Origin of the sequence: Streptosporangium sp. NPDC049078 (assembly GCF_040648855.1) — a bacterium.
GTDB lineage: Bacteria > Actinomycetota > Actinomycetes > Streptosporangiales > Streptosporangiaceae > Streptosporangium.
In genome coordinates, this window is record NZ_JBEZEL010000007.1 from 71,144 (window position 1) to 87,059 (window position 15,916).

General features: G+C 70.2%; 19 protein-coding genes. 8 read left to right on the plus strand and 11 right to left on the minus strand.

Features of this window, described 5'->3' with window-relative positions; translation table 11 throughout:
* The first annotated feature begins 211 nt into the window (after positions 1-211).
* Positions 212-694: a cation:proton antiporter regulatory subunit gene (locus AB0B90_RS13235; RefSeq protein WP_350948386.1), complete on the plus strand. Its 483-nt coding sequence runs from the start codon at positions 212-214 to the stop codon at positions 692-694.
* Between the two features lie 8 nt (positions 695-702).
* Positions 703-1,860 carry a cation:proton antiporter gene (locus tag AB0B90_RS13240; protein ID WP_350948385.1) on the plus strand — a complete coding sequence of 386 codons (1,158 nt, stop codon included), beginning with the start codon at positions 703-705 and terminating at the stop codon, positions 1,858-1,860.
* Between the two features lie 165 nt (positions 1,861-2,025).
* Here the strand turns inward: AB0B90_RS13240 and AB0B90_RS13245 are convergent, their stop codons facing one another.
* Genes AB0B90_RS13245 through AB0B90_RS13260 form a run of 4 tightly spaced genes read right to left on the minus strand, consistent with a single transcriptional unit; the run spans position 2,026 to position 6,879 of the window.
* Positions 2,026-3,174 carry an LLM class flavin-dependent oxidoreductase gene (locus AB0B90_RS13245; RefSeq protein ID WP_362922606.1) on the minus strand — a complete coding sequence of 383 codons (1,149 nt, stop codon included), beginning with the start codon at positions 3,172-3,174 and terminating at the stop codon, positions 2,026-2,028.
* Positions 3,174-4,352 (minus strand): LLM class flavin-dependent oxidoreductase, encoded by a 1,179-nt coding sequence (locus tag AB0B90_RS13250; protein WP_362922608.1) that lies wholly within the window; start codon positions 4,350-4,352, stop codon positions 3,174-3,176. The genes AB0B90_RS13245 and AB0B90_RS13250 overlap by 1 nt, the downstream gene beginning before the upstream one ends.
* Positions 4,349-5,674: an NtaA/DmoA family FMN-dependent monooxygenase gene (locus AB0B90_RS13255; RefSeq protein ID WP_362922610.1), complete on the minus strand. Its 1,326-nt coding sequence runs from the start codon at positions 5,672-5,674 to the stop codon at positions 4,349-4,351. The genes AB0B90_RS13250 and AB0B90_RS13255 overlap by 4 nt, the downstream gene beginning before the upstream one ends.
* Positions 5,671-6,879, minus strand: coding sequence for an LLM class flavin-dependent oxidoreductase (locus AB0B90_RS13260; protein WP_362922612.1), 1,209 nt, complete (start codon positions 6,877-6,879; stop codon positions 5,671-5,673). The genes AB0B90_RS13255 and AB0B90_RS13260 overlap by 4 nt, the downstream gene beginning before the upstream one ends.
* Positions 6,880-6,999: 120 nt before the next feature.
* On the opposite strand from AB0B90_RS13260, the gene AB0B90_RS13265 reads away from it, so the two are divergent.
* Positions 7,000-7,941 (plus strand): hypothetical protein, encoded by a 942-nt coding sequence (locus tag AB0B90_RS13265; protein WP_362922614.1) that lies wholly within the window; start codon positions 7,000-7,002, stop codon positions 7,939-7,941.
* Here AB0B90_RS13265 and AB0B90_RS13270 read toward each other — a convergent pair.
* Positions 7,925-8,287, minus strand: a complete 363-nt coding sequence (locus AB0B90_RS13270; protein WP_362922616.1) for an MmcQ/YjbR family DNA-binding protein — start codon at positions 8,285-8,287, stop codon at positions 7,925-7,927. The two genes, AB0B90_RS13265 and AB0B90_RS13270, sit on opposite strands and share 17 nt — an antisense overlap.
* Entirely contained in the window at positions 8,284-8,715 is a 432-nt protein-coding gene (locus AB0B90_RS13275; RefSeq protein WP_350948378.1) for a MarR family transcriptional regulator, read from the minus strand. Before AB0B90_RS13275 ends, AB0B90_RS13270 begins: the two co-directional genes overlap by 4 nt.
* A gap of 78 nt (positions 8,716-8,793) precedes the next feature.
* On the opposite strand from AB0B90_RS13275, the gene AB0B90_RS13280 reads away from it, so the two are divergent.
* Positions 8,794-9,204, plus strand: coding sequence for an organic hydroperoxide resistance protein (locus AB0B90_RS13280; protein ID WP_362922618.1), 411 nt, complete (start codon positions 8,794-8,796; stop codon positions 9,202-9,204).
* Positions 9,205-9,234: 30 nt separating this feature from the next.
* Here AB0B90_RS13280 and AB0B90_RS13285 read toward each other — a convergent pair whose 3' ends face one another.
* From AB0B90_RS13285 to AB0B90_RS13295, 3 genes are all read right to left on the minus strand, one after another.
* Positions 9,235-9,597 (minus strand): DUF2203 domain-containing protein, encoded by a 363-nt coding sequence (locus AB0B90_RS13285; protein ID WP_362922620.1) that lies wholly within the window; start codon positions 9,595-9,597, stop codon positions 9,235-9,237.
* Positions 9,598-9,670: 73 nt separating this feature from the next.
* Positions 9,671-10,513, minus strand: coding sequence for an amidohydrolase family protein (locus AB0B90_RS13290; RefSeq protein ID WP_362922622.1), 843 nt, complete (start codon positions 10,511-10,513; stop codon positions 9,671-9,673).
* A gap of 221 nt (positions 10,514-10,734) precedes the next feature.
* Positions 10,735-12,099 carry a cation:dicarboxylase symporter family transporter gene (locus AB0B90_RS13295; RefSeq protein ID WP_350948372.1) on the minus strand — a complete coding sequence of 455 codons (1,365 nt, stop codon included), beginning with the start codon at positions 12,097-12,099 and terminating at the stop codon, positions 10,735-10,737.
* An 88-nt stretch (positions 12,100-12,187) separates the two neighbouring features.
* Between AB0B90_RS13295 and AB0B90_RS13300 the strand changes: the two genes are divergently transcribed.
* Both AB0B90_RS13300 and AB0B90_RS13305 read left to right on the plus strand, forming a co-directional pair.
* Entirely contained in the window at positions 12,188-13,870 is a 1,683-nt protein-coding gene (locus tag AB0B90_RS13300; RefSeq protein WP_362922624.1) for a sensor histidine kinase, read from the plus strand.
* Positions 13,867-14,538, plus strand: coding sequence for a response regulator (locus tag AB0B90_RS13305; RefSeq protein WP_350948370.1), 672 nt, complete (start codon positions 13,867-13,869; stop codon positions 14,536-14,538). Before AB0B90_RS13300 ends, AB0B90_RS13305 begins: the two co-directional genes overlap by 4 nt.
* Positions 14,539-14,575: 37 nt before the next feature.
* On the opposite strand, the gene AB0B90_RS13310 is transcribed toward AB0B90_RS13305, so the two are convergent.
* Together AB0B90_RS13310 and AB0B90_RS13315 are read right to left on the minus strand one after the other, a co-directional pair.
* On the minus strand, positions 14,576-14,803 hold the full coding sequence (locus tag AB0B90_RS13310) for an HGxxPAAW family protein (RefSeq protein WP_350948369.1): 228 nt from the start codon (positions 14,801-14,803) through the stop codon (positions 14,576-14,578).
* Positions 14,758-15,279 (minus strand): MarR family winged helix-turn-helix transcriptional regulator, encoded by a 522-nt coding sequence (locus tag AB0B90_RS13315; protein WP_350948458.1) that lies wholly within the window; start codon positions 15,277-15,279, stop codon positions 14,758-14,760. The genes AB0B90_RS13310 and AB0B90_RS13315 overlap by 46 nt, the downstream gene beginning before the upstream one ends.
* Before the next feature lie 88 nt (positions 15,280-15,367).
* Between AB0B90_RS13315 and AB0B90_RS13320 the strand changes: the two genes are divergently transcribed.
* Together AB0B90_RS13320 and AB0B90_RS13325 are read left to right on the plus strand one after the other, a co-directional pair.
* Positions 15,368-15,550 (plus strand): hypothetical protein, encoded by a 183-nt coding sequence (locus AB0B90_RS13320; protein ID WP_350948368.1) that lies wholly within the window; start codon positions 15,368-15,370, stop codon positions 15,548-15,550.
* A 141-nt stretch (positions 15,551-15,691) separates the two neighbouring features.
* A complete protein-coding gene (locus tag AB0B90_RS13325; protein ID WP_350948367.1) occupies positions 15,692-15,895 on the plus strand; it encodes a DUF5302 domain-containing protein in 204 nt (67 codons plus the stop codon).
* The last annotated feature ends 21 nt before the right edge of the window (positions 15,896-15,916 follow it).

A 15,916-nucleotide genomic window follows, 5' to 3' on the forward strand; every position in this document is an offset into this window, starting at 1 on the left:
CGACGGCGGGAGCGGACACGGAAGACCTCACTCACGGCTGGGGGCTGGGTTCCCGCCCATCGTCCGGCAAATAACCCACAAAGTCAATCGGTAATACAGGTTATTGCCGCCGGTGCGTCACCGGCCCGAAGCCACTGGTATGTCGAGGGCCCCCGGATTGGTAGGTTTTCCGTAAAGGAAGAACGCATGCGCACGCGGAGGAGCTGGCACGGTGGAGGTCGAGCAGACGGCACTGCCTGGGATAGGACTGCGACACGAGTTCACCACGCGCTCAGGCAGGCGCATCGGGATCGTCACTCACCGCACCGGCCGCCGTGACCTGGTGATATACGACCCCGACGATCCTGATCGCGCGTGCGAGACCATCAAGCTGAACGACGAGGAGGCCGACGCGCTCGCCGAGTTGCTCGGCGCCCCGCGCATCGTGCAGCGCCTCAACGATCTGCACCGCGAGGTCGAGGGTCTGGTCAGCATGCAGCTGCCGATCCCGCCCGCCTCCCCGTACGCGGGCCGGCCGATGGGTGACGCGCGCGTACGCACCCGCACCGGCGCCTCCATCGTGGCCGTGGTGCGCGAAGGTCAGGTCTTCGCCAGCCCCGCTCCCGACTTCATGCTGTCCCGGGGCGACGTGGTGGTCGTGGTGGGCAGCCCGGAGAGCACCTCCGCCGTCTCCGATATCCTTTCCGGCGGGTAGGACGCCGGGTGCACACAGCGATCCTTTTCCTTGAGCTCGGCGCTGTCCTTCTCGGGCTCGGCATCCTCGGAGCACTAGCCCTAAAAGCAGGCATATCCCCCATCCCCCTCTATCTCATCGCGGGCCTCGCCTTCGGCACCGGCGGCATCCTGCCGCTGGCCACCAGCGAGGAGTTCATCGCGGTCGGTGCCGAGCTCGGCGTGATCCTGCTGTTGCTCACCCTCGGCCTGGAGTACAACGCCGACGAGCTCGTGACGAGCCTGAAGGGCAACGCGCGAGCGGGCGTCGTCGACCTGGTGCTCAACGCGGCTCCGGGCGCGATCGCCGCGCTGCTGCTCGGCTGGGGGCCGGTGGCCGCCATCGCCATGGCCGGCGTCACGTACGCGACCTCCTCGGGCATCACCGCGAAGGTGCTGTCCGACCTGGGGTGGATCGGTAACCGCGAGACACCGGTGGTGCTGTCGCTGCTGGTCTTCGAAGACCTGACGATGGCCATCTATCTGCCGATCCTCACCGCGGTGCTGGCCGGGGTGAGCTTCGCCGGTGGCGCTATCACCGTGGCGATCGCGCTCGCCACGGTGAGCGTCGTGCTGCTGGTCGCGCTCCGCTACGGCAGGTTCATCGAGGCCTTCGTCTCCAGCCCCAACTCCGAGGTGCTGCTGCTGAAGGTCGTCGGCCTCGCGCTGCTGGTCGCCGGAGTGGCGCAGCAACTGCAGGTCTCGGCCGCGGTCGGCGCCTTCCTTGTCGGGATCGCGCTCTCGGGTGAACTGGCCGAGGACGCGCAGGCGCTGCTCACCCCGCTCCGCGACCTGTTCGCCGCGGTGTTCTTCGTCTTCTTCGGCCTGCAGACCGACCCGACCAAGATCCTGCCGGTCGCCGGGCTCGCCGCGTTGCTCGCCCTGATCAGCATGATCACGAAACTGCTCACCGGCGCCTACGCCGCCCGCCGGGCGGGCATCGCCAACGCCGGGCAGGCGCGGGCCGGTATCGCGCTCATCCCCCGGGGTGAGTTCAACATCGTGATCGCCGGACTCGCGGTGGCCGCCGGGGTCCATCCCGACCTGGGACCGCTCGCCGCCACGTACGTTCTCATCCTCGCCGCGTTCGGCCCGCTCGCCGCGCGGCTCGTCCAGCCCTTCATCACCGCCATCGCCAAGCGCGCCTGAGATCGCGTCCGGCCCGCCGTCCCGGCGGGCCGGACGCGATTCCCAAGACCGCTCAGCCGGTCGTCTTTCCCGGAGTGCGGACCGGTTTCCTGGAGTACGGACCGGAAAAGCTCCGGCACCCGGCGGTGACCGCCGGGTGCCGGGGAGGACGTGGACGACGCGGGCTCAGCCTGTGACGACGCCTCCCTCCCATTCCGCGGCGAGCAACTCATAAGAGCGGACCCGGTCGGCGTGGTCGTGGGTCATGGTGGTGATGAGCAACTCGTCGGCGCCGGTGACGTCGCGCAGCACGCGCAGCTTCTCCGCGACGGTCCGCGGGGAGCCGACGAACTGGGTGGCGAGCCGGTCGGCGACCAGCGCGAGGTCCTCCCGCGTCCACTCGTGGGCGGCGGCCTCGGCCGGAGTCGGGAACGGGATCGCCCCGGCGCCGGTGCGGATGCTGCGGACCCAGAGCCCGTACGGGGAGGCGAGCTCCCTCGCCGTCTCGTCGTCCTCCGCCACGACCACGTCGGCCGAGACGATCAGGTAGGGCTCGCCGAGCACCTCCGAGGGCTTGAACGCCTCCCGATACGCCTGAGCGGCGTCCAGCACCCCGGACGGGCTGACGTGGTAGTTCGCCGCGAACGGCAGTCCCCGCTCCCCCGCCACCTGGGCGCTCTGCCCGCCGCTGCTGCCCAGGATCCACAGGCTCAGGTCCGCGCCCTCGCCCGGCACGGCGTGCGCGGCCACCCCCTCGGGGGAACGATAGGTCCCGGCCAGCAGAGCCGCGATCTCGTCGACCTGGTCGGCGAAGTCGGGGCTTCGCGCACCCGGCTGCTGCAGCAACGCGCCGTACAGCGAGAACAGCGGCGACTTCACGAGCGCGGCGAAGGAGAAGGGCTCGGGGATGAGCAGCCCGTCCACGATCCTGGCGGGCGTCGGCGGAGGCGGGGTCTTCTCCGATTCCGAGAGCTCGACGCTCGCGCGAAGTTCGGCCCCGCGCTGACCCGACCGGCCCAGGCCGAGGTCGATACGACCCGGGTAGAGCGCGTCGACGAGACCGAACTGCTCGACCACCGACAGCGCGGTCTGGTGACCGACCTGGACGGCTCCCGAGCCGACCCTGATCGTGCTGGTCGCGGCGGCCACCAGGCCGATGAGCACGGCGGGGGCGGCACTGGCGACACCGGGCGCGAGGTGGTGCTCGGCCACCCAGTAGCGGAGGTAGCCGAACTCCTCGGCCCGCCGAGCCAGGTCCAGGGTGTTGCGCAGCGCCTCGCCGGCGGTGCCACCGGAGGGGATGGGAGCGAGGTCGAGGATCGACAGGGAGGTCATCACCGCACCTCCTCACGCTGTGAGTTCCCGGGGCGGGGAGCTTCGGAGACCGGGCTCTCGCGTCGAGAGCTCTCCGTGCCCGGACTCCCGGAGCCCGGACCTCCGGAACCCGGACTCCCCGGCTCGGAGCCCTCCTGACGGGGAAACGGCCTGCTGGGGATCTCCGCGCGCAGCACGGGGGCGATGTCGCTCTGGAAGAGTTCCAGGGCCGTCCGGTGCTGCTTGTCGGTGAGGCCGTCCGCGTCGGCGTGCAGGTGCATGACCTCGTGCCCGAGCCGCTCGTGGTAGCGGTGGACCTTGTCGATGATCTGCTGCGGGCTGCCGACCAGGATCGAGCTGCGCTCGATCGCGTCCTCCAGGGTGTGGAAGACCGGGTCCACCCCGACCTTCCTGAACAGCTCCAGCCTCGCGTTGAAGATCGGCCGGTAGGTGTCGATCGCGTCCTGGGACCTCCTGGTCGCGTAGTAGCCCGCGGTGCCCGCGCCCACCAGGGCGTCGGCGGGGTCGTGACCGTGGAACTCCCAGCGTTCCCGGTAGTGGCGGACCAGCTCGGCGTACGGCTCGACCGGGTTGCTGACGTTGGCGGAGAAGAGCGGGTCGCCGTACAGGGCGGCGAGCTCCACCGACTCCTTGCTGGTGGCGCTGCCGTGCCAGACGCGGACGGGGCGCTGCAGCGGGCGCGGCCAGGTCTCCGCGTCGGTCAGGGACGGCCGGAACCTCCCCGACCAGGTGACCCTGTCCTCCCGCCACAGGCGGCGGAACAACTCGTAGCCCTCCCGGTTGCGCTCCCACTGGTCCTCGCCGGTCACGTGGAACAGCTGGGCCTGCGCTGCGCCGTTGCCCTTGCCGATGATGAGTTCCAGGCGGCCGTCGGAGAGGTGGTCGAGGGTGGCGTAGTCCTCGTAGGCCCGTACCGGGTCCAGCAGGCTCAGCGTGGTGACCGCGGTGAACAGCCTGATCGTCGACGTCCTGGCCGCGATGTGGCTGAGCACGACCGGCGGGGACGAGGAGATGAACGGGCGCTCGTGCCGCTCCCCGACGCCGAAACCGTCGAACCCGAGCTCCTCGGCCAGCACGGCGTTCTCGACGACCTCGCGCAGGCGCGCGTTGGTCGACTTGAGCTCACCGGTGATGGGGTCGGGGCCATGGACAATCAAGGTGATCGCCAGAAATTTCATCGTTCGTTCTCCAGGCCCAGGTGACCGCGCAGCGTGGTGGTCTCGTACTCGGCGCGGAAGACCCCGCGCTCCTGCAGCAGGGGGACGACCGTGTCGACGAAGGCGTCCAGGCCGCCGGGGGTGAGGTGCGGCACCAGGATGAACCCGTCGGAGGCGTCGTTCTGCACGAACTCGTTGATCTCCTCGGCGACGCGCGAGGGCGAGCCGATGAAGGACTGCCTGCCGGTCACCTCGATGATCAGGTCGCGGATGCCGAGCTTCTTGGACTCGGCCAGGGCCCGCCACTCCGCCGCCGTCTTGAGCGGGTCGCGGGACAACCGGGTCCGGCCCTTGATGATCGAGTCCTCGGAGACGTCGGGGTCGATCTCGGGCAGCGGCCCCTCGGGGTCGTAGGCCGACAGGTCACGGTTCCACAGTTGCTCCAGCAGCAGGATCGCGGTCTGCGGGCTGACCTGCTGGCGGCGGATGTGGTCGGCGTTCTCCTGTGCCTCGGCGTCGGTGTCGCCGAGCGCGAACGTGGCACCGGGAAGGATCTTCAGGGAGTCGGGCGACCGGCCGTGCGCGGCCAGCCTCGACTTGATGTCCCGGTAGAACGCCTGTCCCTCCTGGAGCCGGCTGTGCCGGGAGAAGATGGCGTCGGCGGTGGCCGCCGCGAAGGCCCTGCCGCCCTCGGAGTCGCCCGCCTGGATGGTCAGCGGACGGCCCTGCGGGCTGCGCGGCACGGTGAAGTGGCCGCCGATGTCGAAGTGGGTGCCCCGGTGGGCGAACTCCCCCGCGTCCGGCCTGGCGAACGTGCCGGCCGCCGGGTCGGCGAAGAGGTCGTCGGCCGCCCAGGAGTCCCAGAGTTCGTTGACGGTCCGCACGAACTCCTCGGCTCGCTCGTAGCGTCGCGCGTACTCCAGGAAACCGCCCCGGCGGAAGTTCTCCCCGGTGAAGGCGTCGGAGGAGGTGACGACGTTCCACCCGGCCCGGCCTCCGGACAGGTGGTCGAGGGTGGCGAGCTTGCGGGCGAGCTCGTACGGCTCGTTGAAGGTGGCGTTGATCGTTCCGGCCAGGCCGAGGTGGTCGGTGACCGCGGCCAGACCGGAGAGCACGGTGAGCGAGTCGGGGCGGCCGACCACGTCGAGATCGTGGATCTTCCCGCGCTGTTCGCGGAGCCGCTGCCCGTCGGCGAGGAAGAAGAAGTCGAACTTCCCGCGCTCGGCGGTCCGCGCCAGGTGGGTGAACGAGGCGAAGTCGATCTGGCTGCCCGAGGCGGGATCGCTCCAGACCGTGTGGTTGTTCACGCCCGGGAAGTGGGCGGCGAGGATGATCTGCTTCATCGTCGGCTCCCTGCGTAGCGGCCGGCGGGTCGGGGCAGGTGGAGATGGCCGCGGAGGGTGTCGGCCTCGTACGCGCGGCGGAAGGCGCCGCGTTTCTGGAGCTCGGGCACCAGGCCGCGCGTGATCGCGTTCAGGTCGGTCGGCAGCACGGCGGGCCGTAGCCTGAAACCCTCCAGGCCGGCCGCGCGCCATTCCAGGAGGAGGTCGGCGAGCTCGCCGGGCGTGCCCGTGAAGATCGCGGCGTCGGAGGTGTAGGCGGCACCGTCGAGTTCGTCGAGCCGGGCCCCGCGCTCGCGGGCGTCGTTCCCGTCCTCTCCCAGGAACACGACGAGGTCCGCGAAGATCTTCAGTCTCTCGGCGTCCGGGTCGCGCACCTCTTCCGCGATCTCGCGCACCTGCGCCACGACGGCCCGCGCCTGCTCGGTGTCGTGCGGCGTGACGTAGATGACGTCGGCGCCGCGCGCGGCGAACTCGTACGGCAGCCGGGAGTGTGCCAGCGCGGTGACGAGCGGCTGCCCCTGGGGCGGTCGCGGCACGATGGAGGGCCCCTTCACGGTGAAGTGCTCGCCCTCGAAGTCGACGTAGTGGAGTCTGTCGCGGTCGACGAACCGGCCGGTGGCCACGTCGCGGATGACCGCGTCGTCCTCCCAGCTGTCCCAGAGGCGTCGCACCACCTCGACGGCGTCGGCGGCGTCACCGAACAGTTCCCGCACCAGGGGTGCCCTGTCGATGTCGCCGAGGCTCTCCCGCGTCAGCACGGGAACCTCCCGGCGGCCGAAGTGGGCGGCCTCGGTGTGGCGCCCGGAGATCTGTGCGCGCCATCCGGCCCGCCCGGAGCTGACGTAGTCGAGGGTGGCGATGGAGCTCGCGACGTGGAAGGGCTCGGTGTGCGTGGTGGTGACCGTGGGCACCAGCCCGATCCTGCTCGTCAGCGGGGCGATCCTGGAGGCGACGAGGGCGGCGTCGAGACGCCCGCGCACCTGGTCGGTGCGGCCGTCGTGCCCGTCCAGGAGCGTGGTCTGCAGGGCGAAGGAGTCCTCGATGGTGACGAAGTCGAGGAGGCCGTGCTCGGCCTCGGCCACCAGGGCGGCCCAGTAGGCGGCGGTGAACAGGGCTTTCGGGGAGGCGGCGGGGTCACGCCAGGCCGCGGGGTGCCATCCGGCGCCGTCGAATGCGACGGCGAGATGCAGGGGAACTGCCGACATACGACGACAATAACACCAAACCCCTTAATCTCTACATGTTTAGTTGGTTATATCTCGGGAGTCGGCCCATCGCTGACGTCTTCCTGACGTCGGCATCGGGATCTGGTAGGCATTTGTCCCGTGACGCGTTTTCTGGCAGCTCTCGCGATGGCCCTCCCGCTCATCGCCACCACCGCTCCGGCCTCGGCCACCGCCCCCGGCAAGCCGAACATCCCACCGGGGGTGACGGCCGGGTACGTGGTCTTCGACCGGCAGACGGCGAAGGTGACCGAGTACCGCAACGCGCACCGGAGATTCCGATCGGCGTCGGTGGTGAAGATCCTCATCGCGATCGACTACCTGGAGTCGCGCAAGAGCGTTCCCGAGCGGGACCTCGCGCTGCTGAAGGCCATGCTGCGAGTGAGCGACGACGGCGCCGCGACGTCCTTCTGGACCCGGGGCGGCCAGGGAAAGATCGTCCAGCGGATGGCGCGCAAGCTGCGGCTCACCGACACCGCTCCCCCGCCGGCCGACAAGCCGGGCTTCTGGGGCTACACCTCACTCAGCGCGATGGACGTCGCCACGACCTACCGCTACCTGCTCGACCAGGCCGACCCCAAGGTCGGCGGCCTGATCCTGGGCCACCTGCGCAGGTCGGGGCAGTGCGGCTCCGACGGTTTCGACCAGTACTTCGGCATCCCCCGCGCGGTGCGCGGGCCGTGGGCGGTCAAACAGGGCTGGTCGGGGTACGGCTCCACGCCCCCGGTCCGCTGTCGCCCGGCGACCGCTCCCACCCCCCTGCCTTCGGCCTCGGCGGCCCCCGCGTCCGCCGCCCACCCCTCGACCTCCACCTCCACCTCCACCTCCACCGAGTCCATGCTCACCGCACGGGTCGTCCCCGCCCGCTCAGGGCCGGTCCCCGACCTGGGGCGCCCGGTCCTGCACACCACGGGACTCGTCGGCCCCAAGGAGCGCTGGATCGTGGTCCTGCTGACCGCCCACCCCGCGGGAAGCACCTGGCAGCGCTCCACCGCCCAGACGACGAAGCTGGCCCGGGAGGTCCACCTCAGCGGAACCTCCTGATCACCGGCTCTCCGAGATGAGCGGCCGCGAGCCTTTTGGGGGCGACCATCCGCCACGCCTCCTCGACGATCTCGCGCGTCTCGGCTTCGTCGATCGCCGCGAGCCACACCCGCACCCAGTGGTAACGCTCGTCGGAGGGCCGGGGCATGTGGAACTTCTCCGGCTCGGCCGCCACCAGCGCGGCCCGCTCCTCCTTGGGGAAGGCGAAACCCATCGAGGTCTCGTCCGGCGAGATCGCGGCGTAGACGATCCGGCCCACCCGGAAGGTCACCCGGTCCCTGACGATTCTCTCCTCGGTCCTGGGCAGCGCCAGGGCGACGCGGCGTACGTCGTCGGCCGCGGTCATCGCGCCGACTCGTCGAGGGAGGCGACGAGACGGCGCAGGGTCCGCTGCAGGTCCAGGACCTCGACGGGGGCGAGACCGGCGGCCTCGAAGATCCGGGCGGGGACGTCGCACGCCCGCTCCCCCAGCCGGCCCCCCTCGTCGGTGAGCCGCACCAGCACCGATCGCTCGTCCTCCGTACTGCGCTCGCGACGCACCAGGCCGGCCGCCTCCAGCCTCTTCAGCAGCGGGGACAGGGTGCCCGAGTCGAGCCGCAGCCTCACGCCGAGCTCCTTGACTGTCACCGGCTCGCGCTCCCAGAGCACCATCATGACCAGGTACTGCGGGTAGGTCAGGCCGAGCTCGCCCAGCACCCTGCGGTAGACGGCGTCCAGGGCGCGAGAGGCGGCGTGCACGTCGAAGCAGACCAGATTCTCGACGGTGATCTTCACGTCTCGATTATACCGACCTTGACTGTTATCAACTTAATTGTGCACAATTAAGTTGTCCGAAACCGAGAAGGGATCACGATGAGTACGATCTACACGGCCATCGCCACCGCCAACGGCAGAGAGGGACGGGCGGTCTCGTCCGACAAGCGCCTCGACGTGACCCTCGCACCACCGAAGGAGCTGGGCGGTTCCGGCGAGGGCACCAATCCCGAGCAGTTGTTCGCGGCCGGATACGCCGCCTGCTTCGCCAGCGCGCTCCAGCTCATCGGCAGGAGGCGGAAGACCGACGTGTCCGAAGCCTCGGTGACCGCCGAGGTGGGCCTCGTCCCCGAGGGTGAGGGCTTCGCGCTCGCCGTGACGCTGCGCGTCGAGCTGCCCGACGAGTTGCACGGGGAGGCCGGCACCGCCCTCGTGGAGGCCGCCCACCAGGTCTGCCCCTACTCCAACGCCACCCGGGGCAACATCCCGGTCAACCTGGTGGTCGAGTAGTCAGGCCCCCGGACCCTCCGGGGAGCGTGGTCAGGGAAGGGGTCTGCGACCGGCGAAGCCGAGTTCTTCTCGGTGGTACCACGCCAGCTCGCGGTCCCCTTCCAGCCAGCACAGCCGCACCCGCACCCCGTCGAGCACCGAGGGGAAGTCGACCAGCAGGGGCGCGACGCCCTTGACCTCGATACCCCGCTCCTCGAACCAGCCGAGGATCTCCTCCAGCCTGGCCTCGAAGGCCTTCGCCTCCGCCAGGCCACCGGCCTGCGACGTCCCGGTGCTGCGGAGCTCGTGCGCGAGCTCCGCCAACTCCCCCCGCATCGCCACGAACGCGGCGGCCCGCTCCAGCAGCACGGGCATGAGCGCCCGCGCCTCCTCAACGGTGAAGATCTTGTCCACCCTCGCACGCTAGCGCGTCCCCTGCCGGAACGCGGCGAGGCAACCGGCTCCGAGGTGAGCGGCGAAGACCGGATCAGGTCTCGATGTCGTAGAAGCGCGCCGCGGTACCGCCGAGGATCGCCTGCCTGGCGGCCTCGTCGAGACCCGAGAGCAGCACGCCGGTCTCCTGCCAGACCTTGGCGTAGTCGCCCGCGAGGACGGCCACCGGCCAGTCGCTGCCGAACATCAGCCGCTCGGGGCCGAACACCTCAAGCGCGTGGTCGACGTAGGGGCGAAGGTCCTCGGCGGTCCAGGTCTCGGGATCGGCGGCGGTGTTGAGACCGGACACCTTGCCGTACACGTTGGGGTGCTCGGCGGCGCGGGCGATCAGCGACGCCCACGGCTCCCACCCCTTCTCCCTGATCGGCGGCTTGGACAGGTGGTCGATGACCAGCCGCAGCCCGGGGACGCGCTCGGCGAGGAACGGCACGTGCTCCAGGTGCCTGGGCAGCACGGCGACCACGTCGAACGGCAGCCCCGCCGCGGCGAGCAGGCCCAGGCTCTCGATCACCGTGTCCTGGACGACCCAGTCGGGGTCGGGGTCGTCGTGGATGAGGTGCCTCACCCCGGCGAACCTCGGATGCCTGCCGTAACGCTCCAGCGCCTCCGCCGCCTCGTCCGGCCGGTTCAGCGGCACCCACCCCACCACGGCGGCGATGAAGTCGTGGGCGTCCGCCTGCGCCAGCATCGCGTCGGTGTCGGCGTAGGTGTCGGCGGCCTGGACCAGCACGGTCCGCCGCACACCGGCGGCGGCGAGCTGCGGGACGAGTTCCTCGGGGGCGAAGGTGCGGTAGAGCGGCCCCGCCTCCGGCGTCAGCCAGGGGTAGGAGCCCGTCTCCAGATTCCAGAAGTGCTGGTGGGCATCGATGACGGCCATCCACCGCTCCCCTTCGATTTCGTGATCAGTCGTCTGAGCCTGCTCAAACTAGGACGACGTGACAGGGGTGTCAACGCCGCCGGATCCGCGGGAACCGGCCGACGGTGATCGCTTCGACAGGCGCGTCCTCACACGTACGGGCCGGTGGCGGTCGCTCCCCCGAGCAGAGCGTCCACCACCGGCCCGTGCGCCCTTCGGAGGGTCGCCCGTCGTCACACCGGCTACGCCGGGGTCAGGGCCTGGTCGTCCGGGCGCGCGGAGGACGGCGAGGGCGGCGAGGCGTCCTCACCCTCGTTGTCGTCGTCGAGGAGGGTCGTCTCGTCGAACGGCGCCCTGCCCGCCAGGACCTCGGCCGCGCGCTGCCGGTCGAACTCTCCCGTCCAGGTGCCGATCAGGACGGTGGCGACCGCGTTGCCCGCGAAGTTGGTCAGCGCCCGCGCCTCGGACATGAAGCGGTCGATGCCGACGATGAGGCCGACACCGTCGACCAGGTCGGGGCGGTGGGACTGCAGGCCGCCCGCGAGGGTGGCCAGACCCGCACCGGTGACCCCGGCCGCGCCCTTCGACGCGATGATCATGAACACCAGCAGGGAGACCTGCTCACCGAAGGCGAGCGGGGCACCGGTGGCGCTCGCGACGAACAGCGTGGCCATGGTGAGGTAGATGGCGGTGCCGTCCAGGTTGAAGGAGTACCCGGTCGGCACGGTGATGCCGACGACGGGCTTGCTCACGCCGAGGTGCTCCATCTTGGCGATCAGGCGGGGCAGGGCCGACTCCGACGACGAGGTCGACAGGATCAGCAGGAACTCCCGGCCGAGATAGCGCAGCAGCGGGAACAGCCCGACGCGCGCCACGAGCCAGAGCATCGGCCCGAGGATGACGAACACGAAGAGCACGCAGGTCAGGTAGAAGGCGAGCATGATGACGCCGAGGCTCCTGAGCGCGTCCATGCCGGTGGCTCCGACGACCGCGGCTATCGCGCCGAAGGCGCCGACCGGGGCGGCCCACATGATCATGGCGAGGATACGGAAGACGAGCCGCTGGATGTGCGTGATGCCGTTCAGGATGGGCTTGGCGCGCTCGCCCATCGCCTGCAGGGCGAACCCGGCGAGCAGCGCGACGAGGAGGGTCTGCAGCACCTGCCCCCCGGTGAACGCCGACACCAGCGTGGTGGGGATGATCCCGAGCAGGAACGTGGTCGTGTCGGTCTCACCGCCCTTGACCGCCTCCGCCTCGGCGGCCTTGCGCAGTTCGTCGGTGAGCTGCAGGCCGTGGCCGGGGTCGACCAGGTTGCCCACGAGCAGGCCGATGCCCAGCGCGACGGTCGACATCGCGACGAAGTAGCCGAGCGCGAGGCCTCCGACCCTGCCGACCTTGGCGGCCTTGGTGACCGATCCGACACCGAGGACGATGGTGCAGAAGATGATCGGGCTGATCATCATCTTGATCAGGGCGACGAAGGCGGTGCCGAGCGGCTTCAGTGCGATGCCGGCCTCGGGGGCCGCGAAGCCGATCGCGATGCCGGCGATCACAGCGAGGATGACGGCTATGTACAGGTAGTGTGTTCTATCTCGGGCCGCGCTCATGCGTGCTCCACCGCGCTAGAAGGAAAGTCCGGTCGAGCGACTATGGTCCGGGCGTGTGATCTAAGTCACCCTTGCGTACATTTCGTTCGTGAAGTTCGTGAGCTTGCGGAAATTTCCCAGACGCATGCGCGACTGGAGCCTCGCCCGGCAGATGCTGGTGCTCCAGATCGTCGTGGTAGGCGTCACCGTGGCCGGTGGCGCGCTGCTGGCGTTCCTGCAGGTGCGTGACCTGCTCGTCGAGGAGGCCGTCGGCACCGCCAGGGCGGTGACCGTCAGCGTGGCCGACTCCCCCTCCGTCCTCACCCACCTGGGTGACTCCGCGGCCCTGCAGCCGTACGCGGAACGGGTGAGGCGGGAGACGGGGGTCGACTTCGTCACGATCATGAGCCTCGACGGCGTGCGCTACACGCATCCCGACCCGGCCCGGATCGGCCACCGGTTCCTCGGCCACACCGCGCCCGCCCTCGCGGGACAGGTGTTCACCGAGACCTACACCGGCACGCTCGGTCCCTCGGTCCGTGCCGTCGCCCCGGTCCGCGACGCCCGCGGCGAGGTGAAAGCCCTGGTCAGCGCGGGCATCACCATCAGCAAGATCAGCGTCAGGCTCCGCGGGCAGATCGCCGGCGCCGCGCTGACCGGTCTGCTCGGCCTGTCCGTCGGCGGAGCGGGCACCTACCTGGTCGGTGCCCGGCTGCGTCGCCAGACCCACGGGATGGGCCCCGCCGAGCTGAGCCGGATGTACGAGTACCACGACGCGATCCTGCACGCCGTACGGGAAGGGCTGCTGCTCGTCGACGACGCGGGCACGGTGACGCTCTGCAACGACGGCGCCAGGGAACTCCTGGGCCTGACGGGCGAGGTGAGCGGCAGGCACATCGGCCGGCTGGGCCTTCCCCCTTCGCTGAGCGAGCGCCTCTCGGCGGGTGAGAACCGTAGCGACGAGATCCACATGACCGGAGAGCGGACGCTGGTGGTGAACGTCGCGGTGGTCCGCTCCGGCAACCGCTCGCTCGGCACCGTGGTCACCCTTCGCGACCACACGGAGCTGCAGTCCCTGACCGGGCAGCTCGACGCCGAGCGCGGCTTCGCCGACTCCCTGCGGGCCGCCGCGCACGAGTCGGCGAACCGGCTGCACACGGTCATCACCCTCGTCGAGCTGGGTCGCGCCGAGCAGGCGGTGGCGTTCGCGACCGAGGAGATCAAGGCCGCGCAGCAGCTCACGGACCGGGTGGTGGGCGCCGTGCGCGAACCCGTACTCGCCGCGCTGTTGCTGGGCAAGAGCGCCGAGGCCGGGGAACGGGGAGTGGAGCTGGCGATCACGCCGGACAGCGAGCTCGACGACCTCGGCCTGGACACCCGCGACCTGGTGACGATCGTCGGCAACCTGATAGACAATGCGGCGGACGCGGCCATGTCGGGCACCGGGCCCGCGCGGGTGGAGGTGCGGCTGCGCGCCGACGAGACGACCTTCGTGATCAGCGTGGCGGACAGCGGCCAGGGCCTCGACCCGGCGACGGCTCAGGATGCCTTCCGCCGGGGCTGGACCACCAAGGGCGACGGCCGCGGCCTCGGCCTGGCCATGGTCGGTCAGGCGGTCCGCCGCATGGGCGGGACGATCGAGGTCGGCGGGACCGGCGAACCGGACCCGGCCGTGGAAACCGTCCGCGCGCTCGCGGGCGAGGACGAGCGGGACGCCGGAAGGACGACGGAGAGCGGGACGGGCGCGGTGTTCACCGTGCGGCTGCCACTGCGAGGGAAGGGCGTCTCATGATCTCGGTACTGGTCGTCGAGGACGAGGAGATCACCGCCGAGGCGAACCGGGTGTTCGTGGAGCGGGTGCCCGGCTTCAGGGTGGAGGCGGTGGTCAGGTCCGGCGGCGACGCGTTGCGCTTCCTGCGGCGGCACCCCGTCGATCTCATCCTGCTCGACCTCTACCTGCCGGACATGCACGGGCTGGAGGTGTGCCGCGCGCTGCGGGCGGCGGGCGTGATGTCGGACGTGATCGCGGTCACCTCGGCGCGGGACCTGTCGGTGGTCAGGTCGGCGGTCTCCGTCGGCGTGGCCCAGTATCTGCTCAAGCCGTTCACCTTCGCCTCGCTGAACGAGAAGCTCGTCCGCTACGCGGAGTTCCGGTCGTCGGTGGAGGGCGTGGGAGAGGCGAACGGTCAGGGCGAGGTGGACCGCGCGCTGGCGGCACTGCGGGGTCCGACGCAGAGCCTCCTTCCCAAGGGGATGACGCAGGCCACGCTCGACGCCGTGCTGGCGGAGCTGCGCAAGGCGCCCGGCGGCCTGTCGGCCCAGACCGCCGGGGCGGCGATCGGCGTCTCCCGGGTGACCGCCCGCCGCTACCTGGAGCATCTGACGGAGAACGGGATCACGCACCGGGTACCCCAGTACGGCGGACTCGGACGACCCGAGCTGCTCTACCGGATCACTTGAGATCCCGCCGGGCGGGGAGGCGCCGCAGAAGGCCCGATCAGCCGTTGCTCTGGTCCATCGGCACGCGGGGCGCGTCGATGATGACATCGGAGAAGATGTCGACCATCAGGGCGATCACACCGCCCACCGCGACGATCCCGGCCCCCACCCAGAAGAACGTCCAGTTGGGGCCGAGGCACAGGGCGACGCCCCCCACGGTGAACCCCAGCAGGATGACGATCACCGCGAACCACGACTTGGGGCTTCCCCCGTGACTTCCGGCCATGAGCCTTTCCTCTCCCTGTCCTGTGACTCTTCGTGAGTCGGTGATGCCGCGCCGTCCGCCGCGGCGATCAGCCGTGTCAGCGACCGGTGGAGCTCCTGGAGCTCCTCCACGGTCATCCCCAGACGCTTGACGATCGCCGGCGGAACCTTCTCCGCCTCGCCCCGTAGCCCGCTGCCCTCCGGTGTGAGCGAGACGGCCAGGACACGCTGGTCCTGGCTGTCACGCCGCCTCCGGATGTAACCGACGGCCTCGAGACGCTTCAGCAGCGGGGACAGCGTACCGGGGTCGAGTCTCAGTAGCTCGCTCAGCTCCTTGACCGAGAGCGGTGCCCGCTCCCAGAGGGCGAGCATGACCAGATACTGGGGATGGGTGAGCCCCATCGGCTCCAGCAGGGGCCGGTAGAGACCGATGACGTTGCGCGAGGCGATCGCCAGGGCGAAGCACACCTGACGGTCCAGGCTCAGGGGGTCGGCCATGTCACTCACGTGCGCCTCCAAGCGACATAGTACGATAATTGGTACACAAACGATTATCGCCCCAACCATCGGTGAGCAAAGGACCCCCATGTTTCACAGCAGGCCGATCGAGGAGCGGATCGCCGAGCGCCAGGCCAAGCGCCCCACCCTCAAGGAGGGCCGGCATTTCGAGCACGGCCCGGCCAAGTTCGTCTTCGTCTTTGTGATCGTCTTCGTGGTCGTCGGCCACCTCGCCGGCCTGCTGCTGATGATGGCGCTGGGAATGCACTGACCCGTGCGCCGGCGGAGCTCGCGGCACATGCCCTTCCTCTCAGAGCCGAAGCCAGGGGCCTGCACGCCGAAGGGGTCCGGATGAGAGGATGATGATCCTGTTGGTCGGGGTTGGACCGCCCGATAGATCAGGAGGTCTGTAATGTCTGACGTCACGCCGGAACCCGAAGGTTCCGAGAGTTCCGACGACGAGCTGAAGCGCAAGTTCCGCGAGGCACTGGAGCGCAAGAGGCTCGCCCAGGCGGACGCGGGCTCCGGGGGCAAGGGGAAGAACTCCTCGAAGATCCACGGTGCTCACGGCCCGGCTGCGGCCAAGCGCTCCTTCCGGCGCAAGAGCGGCGGCTGAGCCGTCTTCGCACCAGGTCCA

Coding starts and splice junctions, on each gene's coding strand:
- AB0B90_RS13270 (WP_362922616.1), bottom strand. CDS start 8,287: ATGACCGCGGCCGACGACGTACGCCGCGTCGCCCTGGCGCTGCCCAGG.
- AB0B90_RS13305 (WP_350948370.1), top strand. CDS start 13,867: ATGATCTCGGTACTGGTCGTCGAGGACGAGGAGATCACCGCCGAGGCG.
- AB0B90_RS13280 (WP_362922618.1), top strand. CDS start 8,794: ATGAGTACGATCTACACGGCCATCGCCACCGCCAACGGCAGAGAGGGA.
- AB0B90_RS13255 (WP_362922610.1), bottom strand. CDS start 5,674: ATGAAGCAGATCATCCTCGCCGCCCACTTCCCGGGCGTGAACAACCAC.
- AB0B90_RS13290 (WP_362922622.1), bottom strand. CDS start 10,513: ATGGCCGTCATCGATGCCCACCAGCACTTCTGGAATCTGGAGACGGGC.
- AB0B90_RS13320 (WP_350948368.1), top strand. CDS start 15,368: ATGTTTCACAGCAGGCCGATCGAGGAGCGGATCGCCGAGCGCCAGGCC.
- AB0B90_RS13315 (WP_350948458.1), bottom strand. CDS start 15,279: ATGGCCGACCCCCTGAGCCTGGACCGTCAGGTGTGCTTCGCCCTGGCG.
- AB0B90_RS13250 (WP_362922608.1), bottom strand. CDS start 4,352: ATGAAATTTCTGGCGATCACCTTGATTGTCCATGGCCCCGACCCCATC.
- AB0B90_RS13260 (WP_362922612.1), bottom strand. CDS start 6,879: ATGTCGGCAGTTCCCCTGCATCTCGCCGTCGCATTCGACGGCGCCGGA.
- AB0B90_RS13245 (WP_362922606.1), bottom strand. CDS start 3,174: ATGACCTCCCTGTCGATCCTCGACCTCGCTCCCATCCCCTCCGGTGGC.
- AB0B90_RS13325 (WP_350948367.1), top strand. CDS start 15,692: ATGTCTGACGTCACGCCGGAACCCGAAGGTTCCGAGAGTTCCGACGAC.
- AB0B90_RS13310 (WP_350948369.1), bottom strand. CDS start 14,803: ATGGCCGGAAGTCACGGGGGAAGCCCCAAGTCGTGGTTCGCGGTGATC.
- AB0B90_RS13295 (WP_350948372.1), bottom strand. CDS start 12,099: ATGAGCGCGGCCCGAGATAGAACACACTACCTGTACATAGCCGTCATC.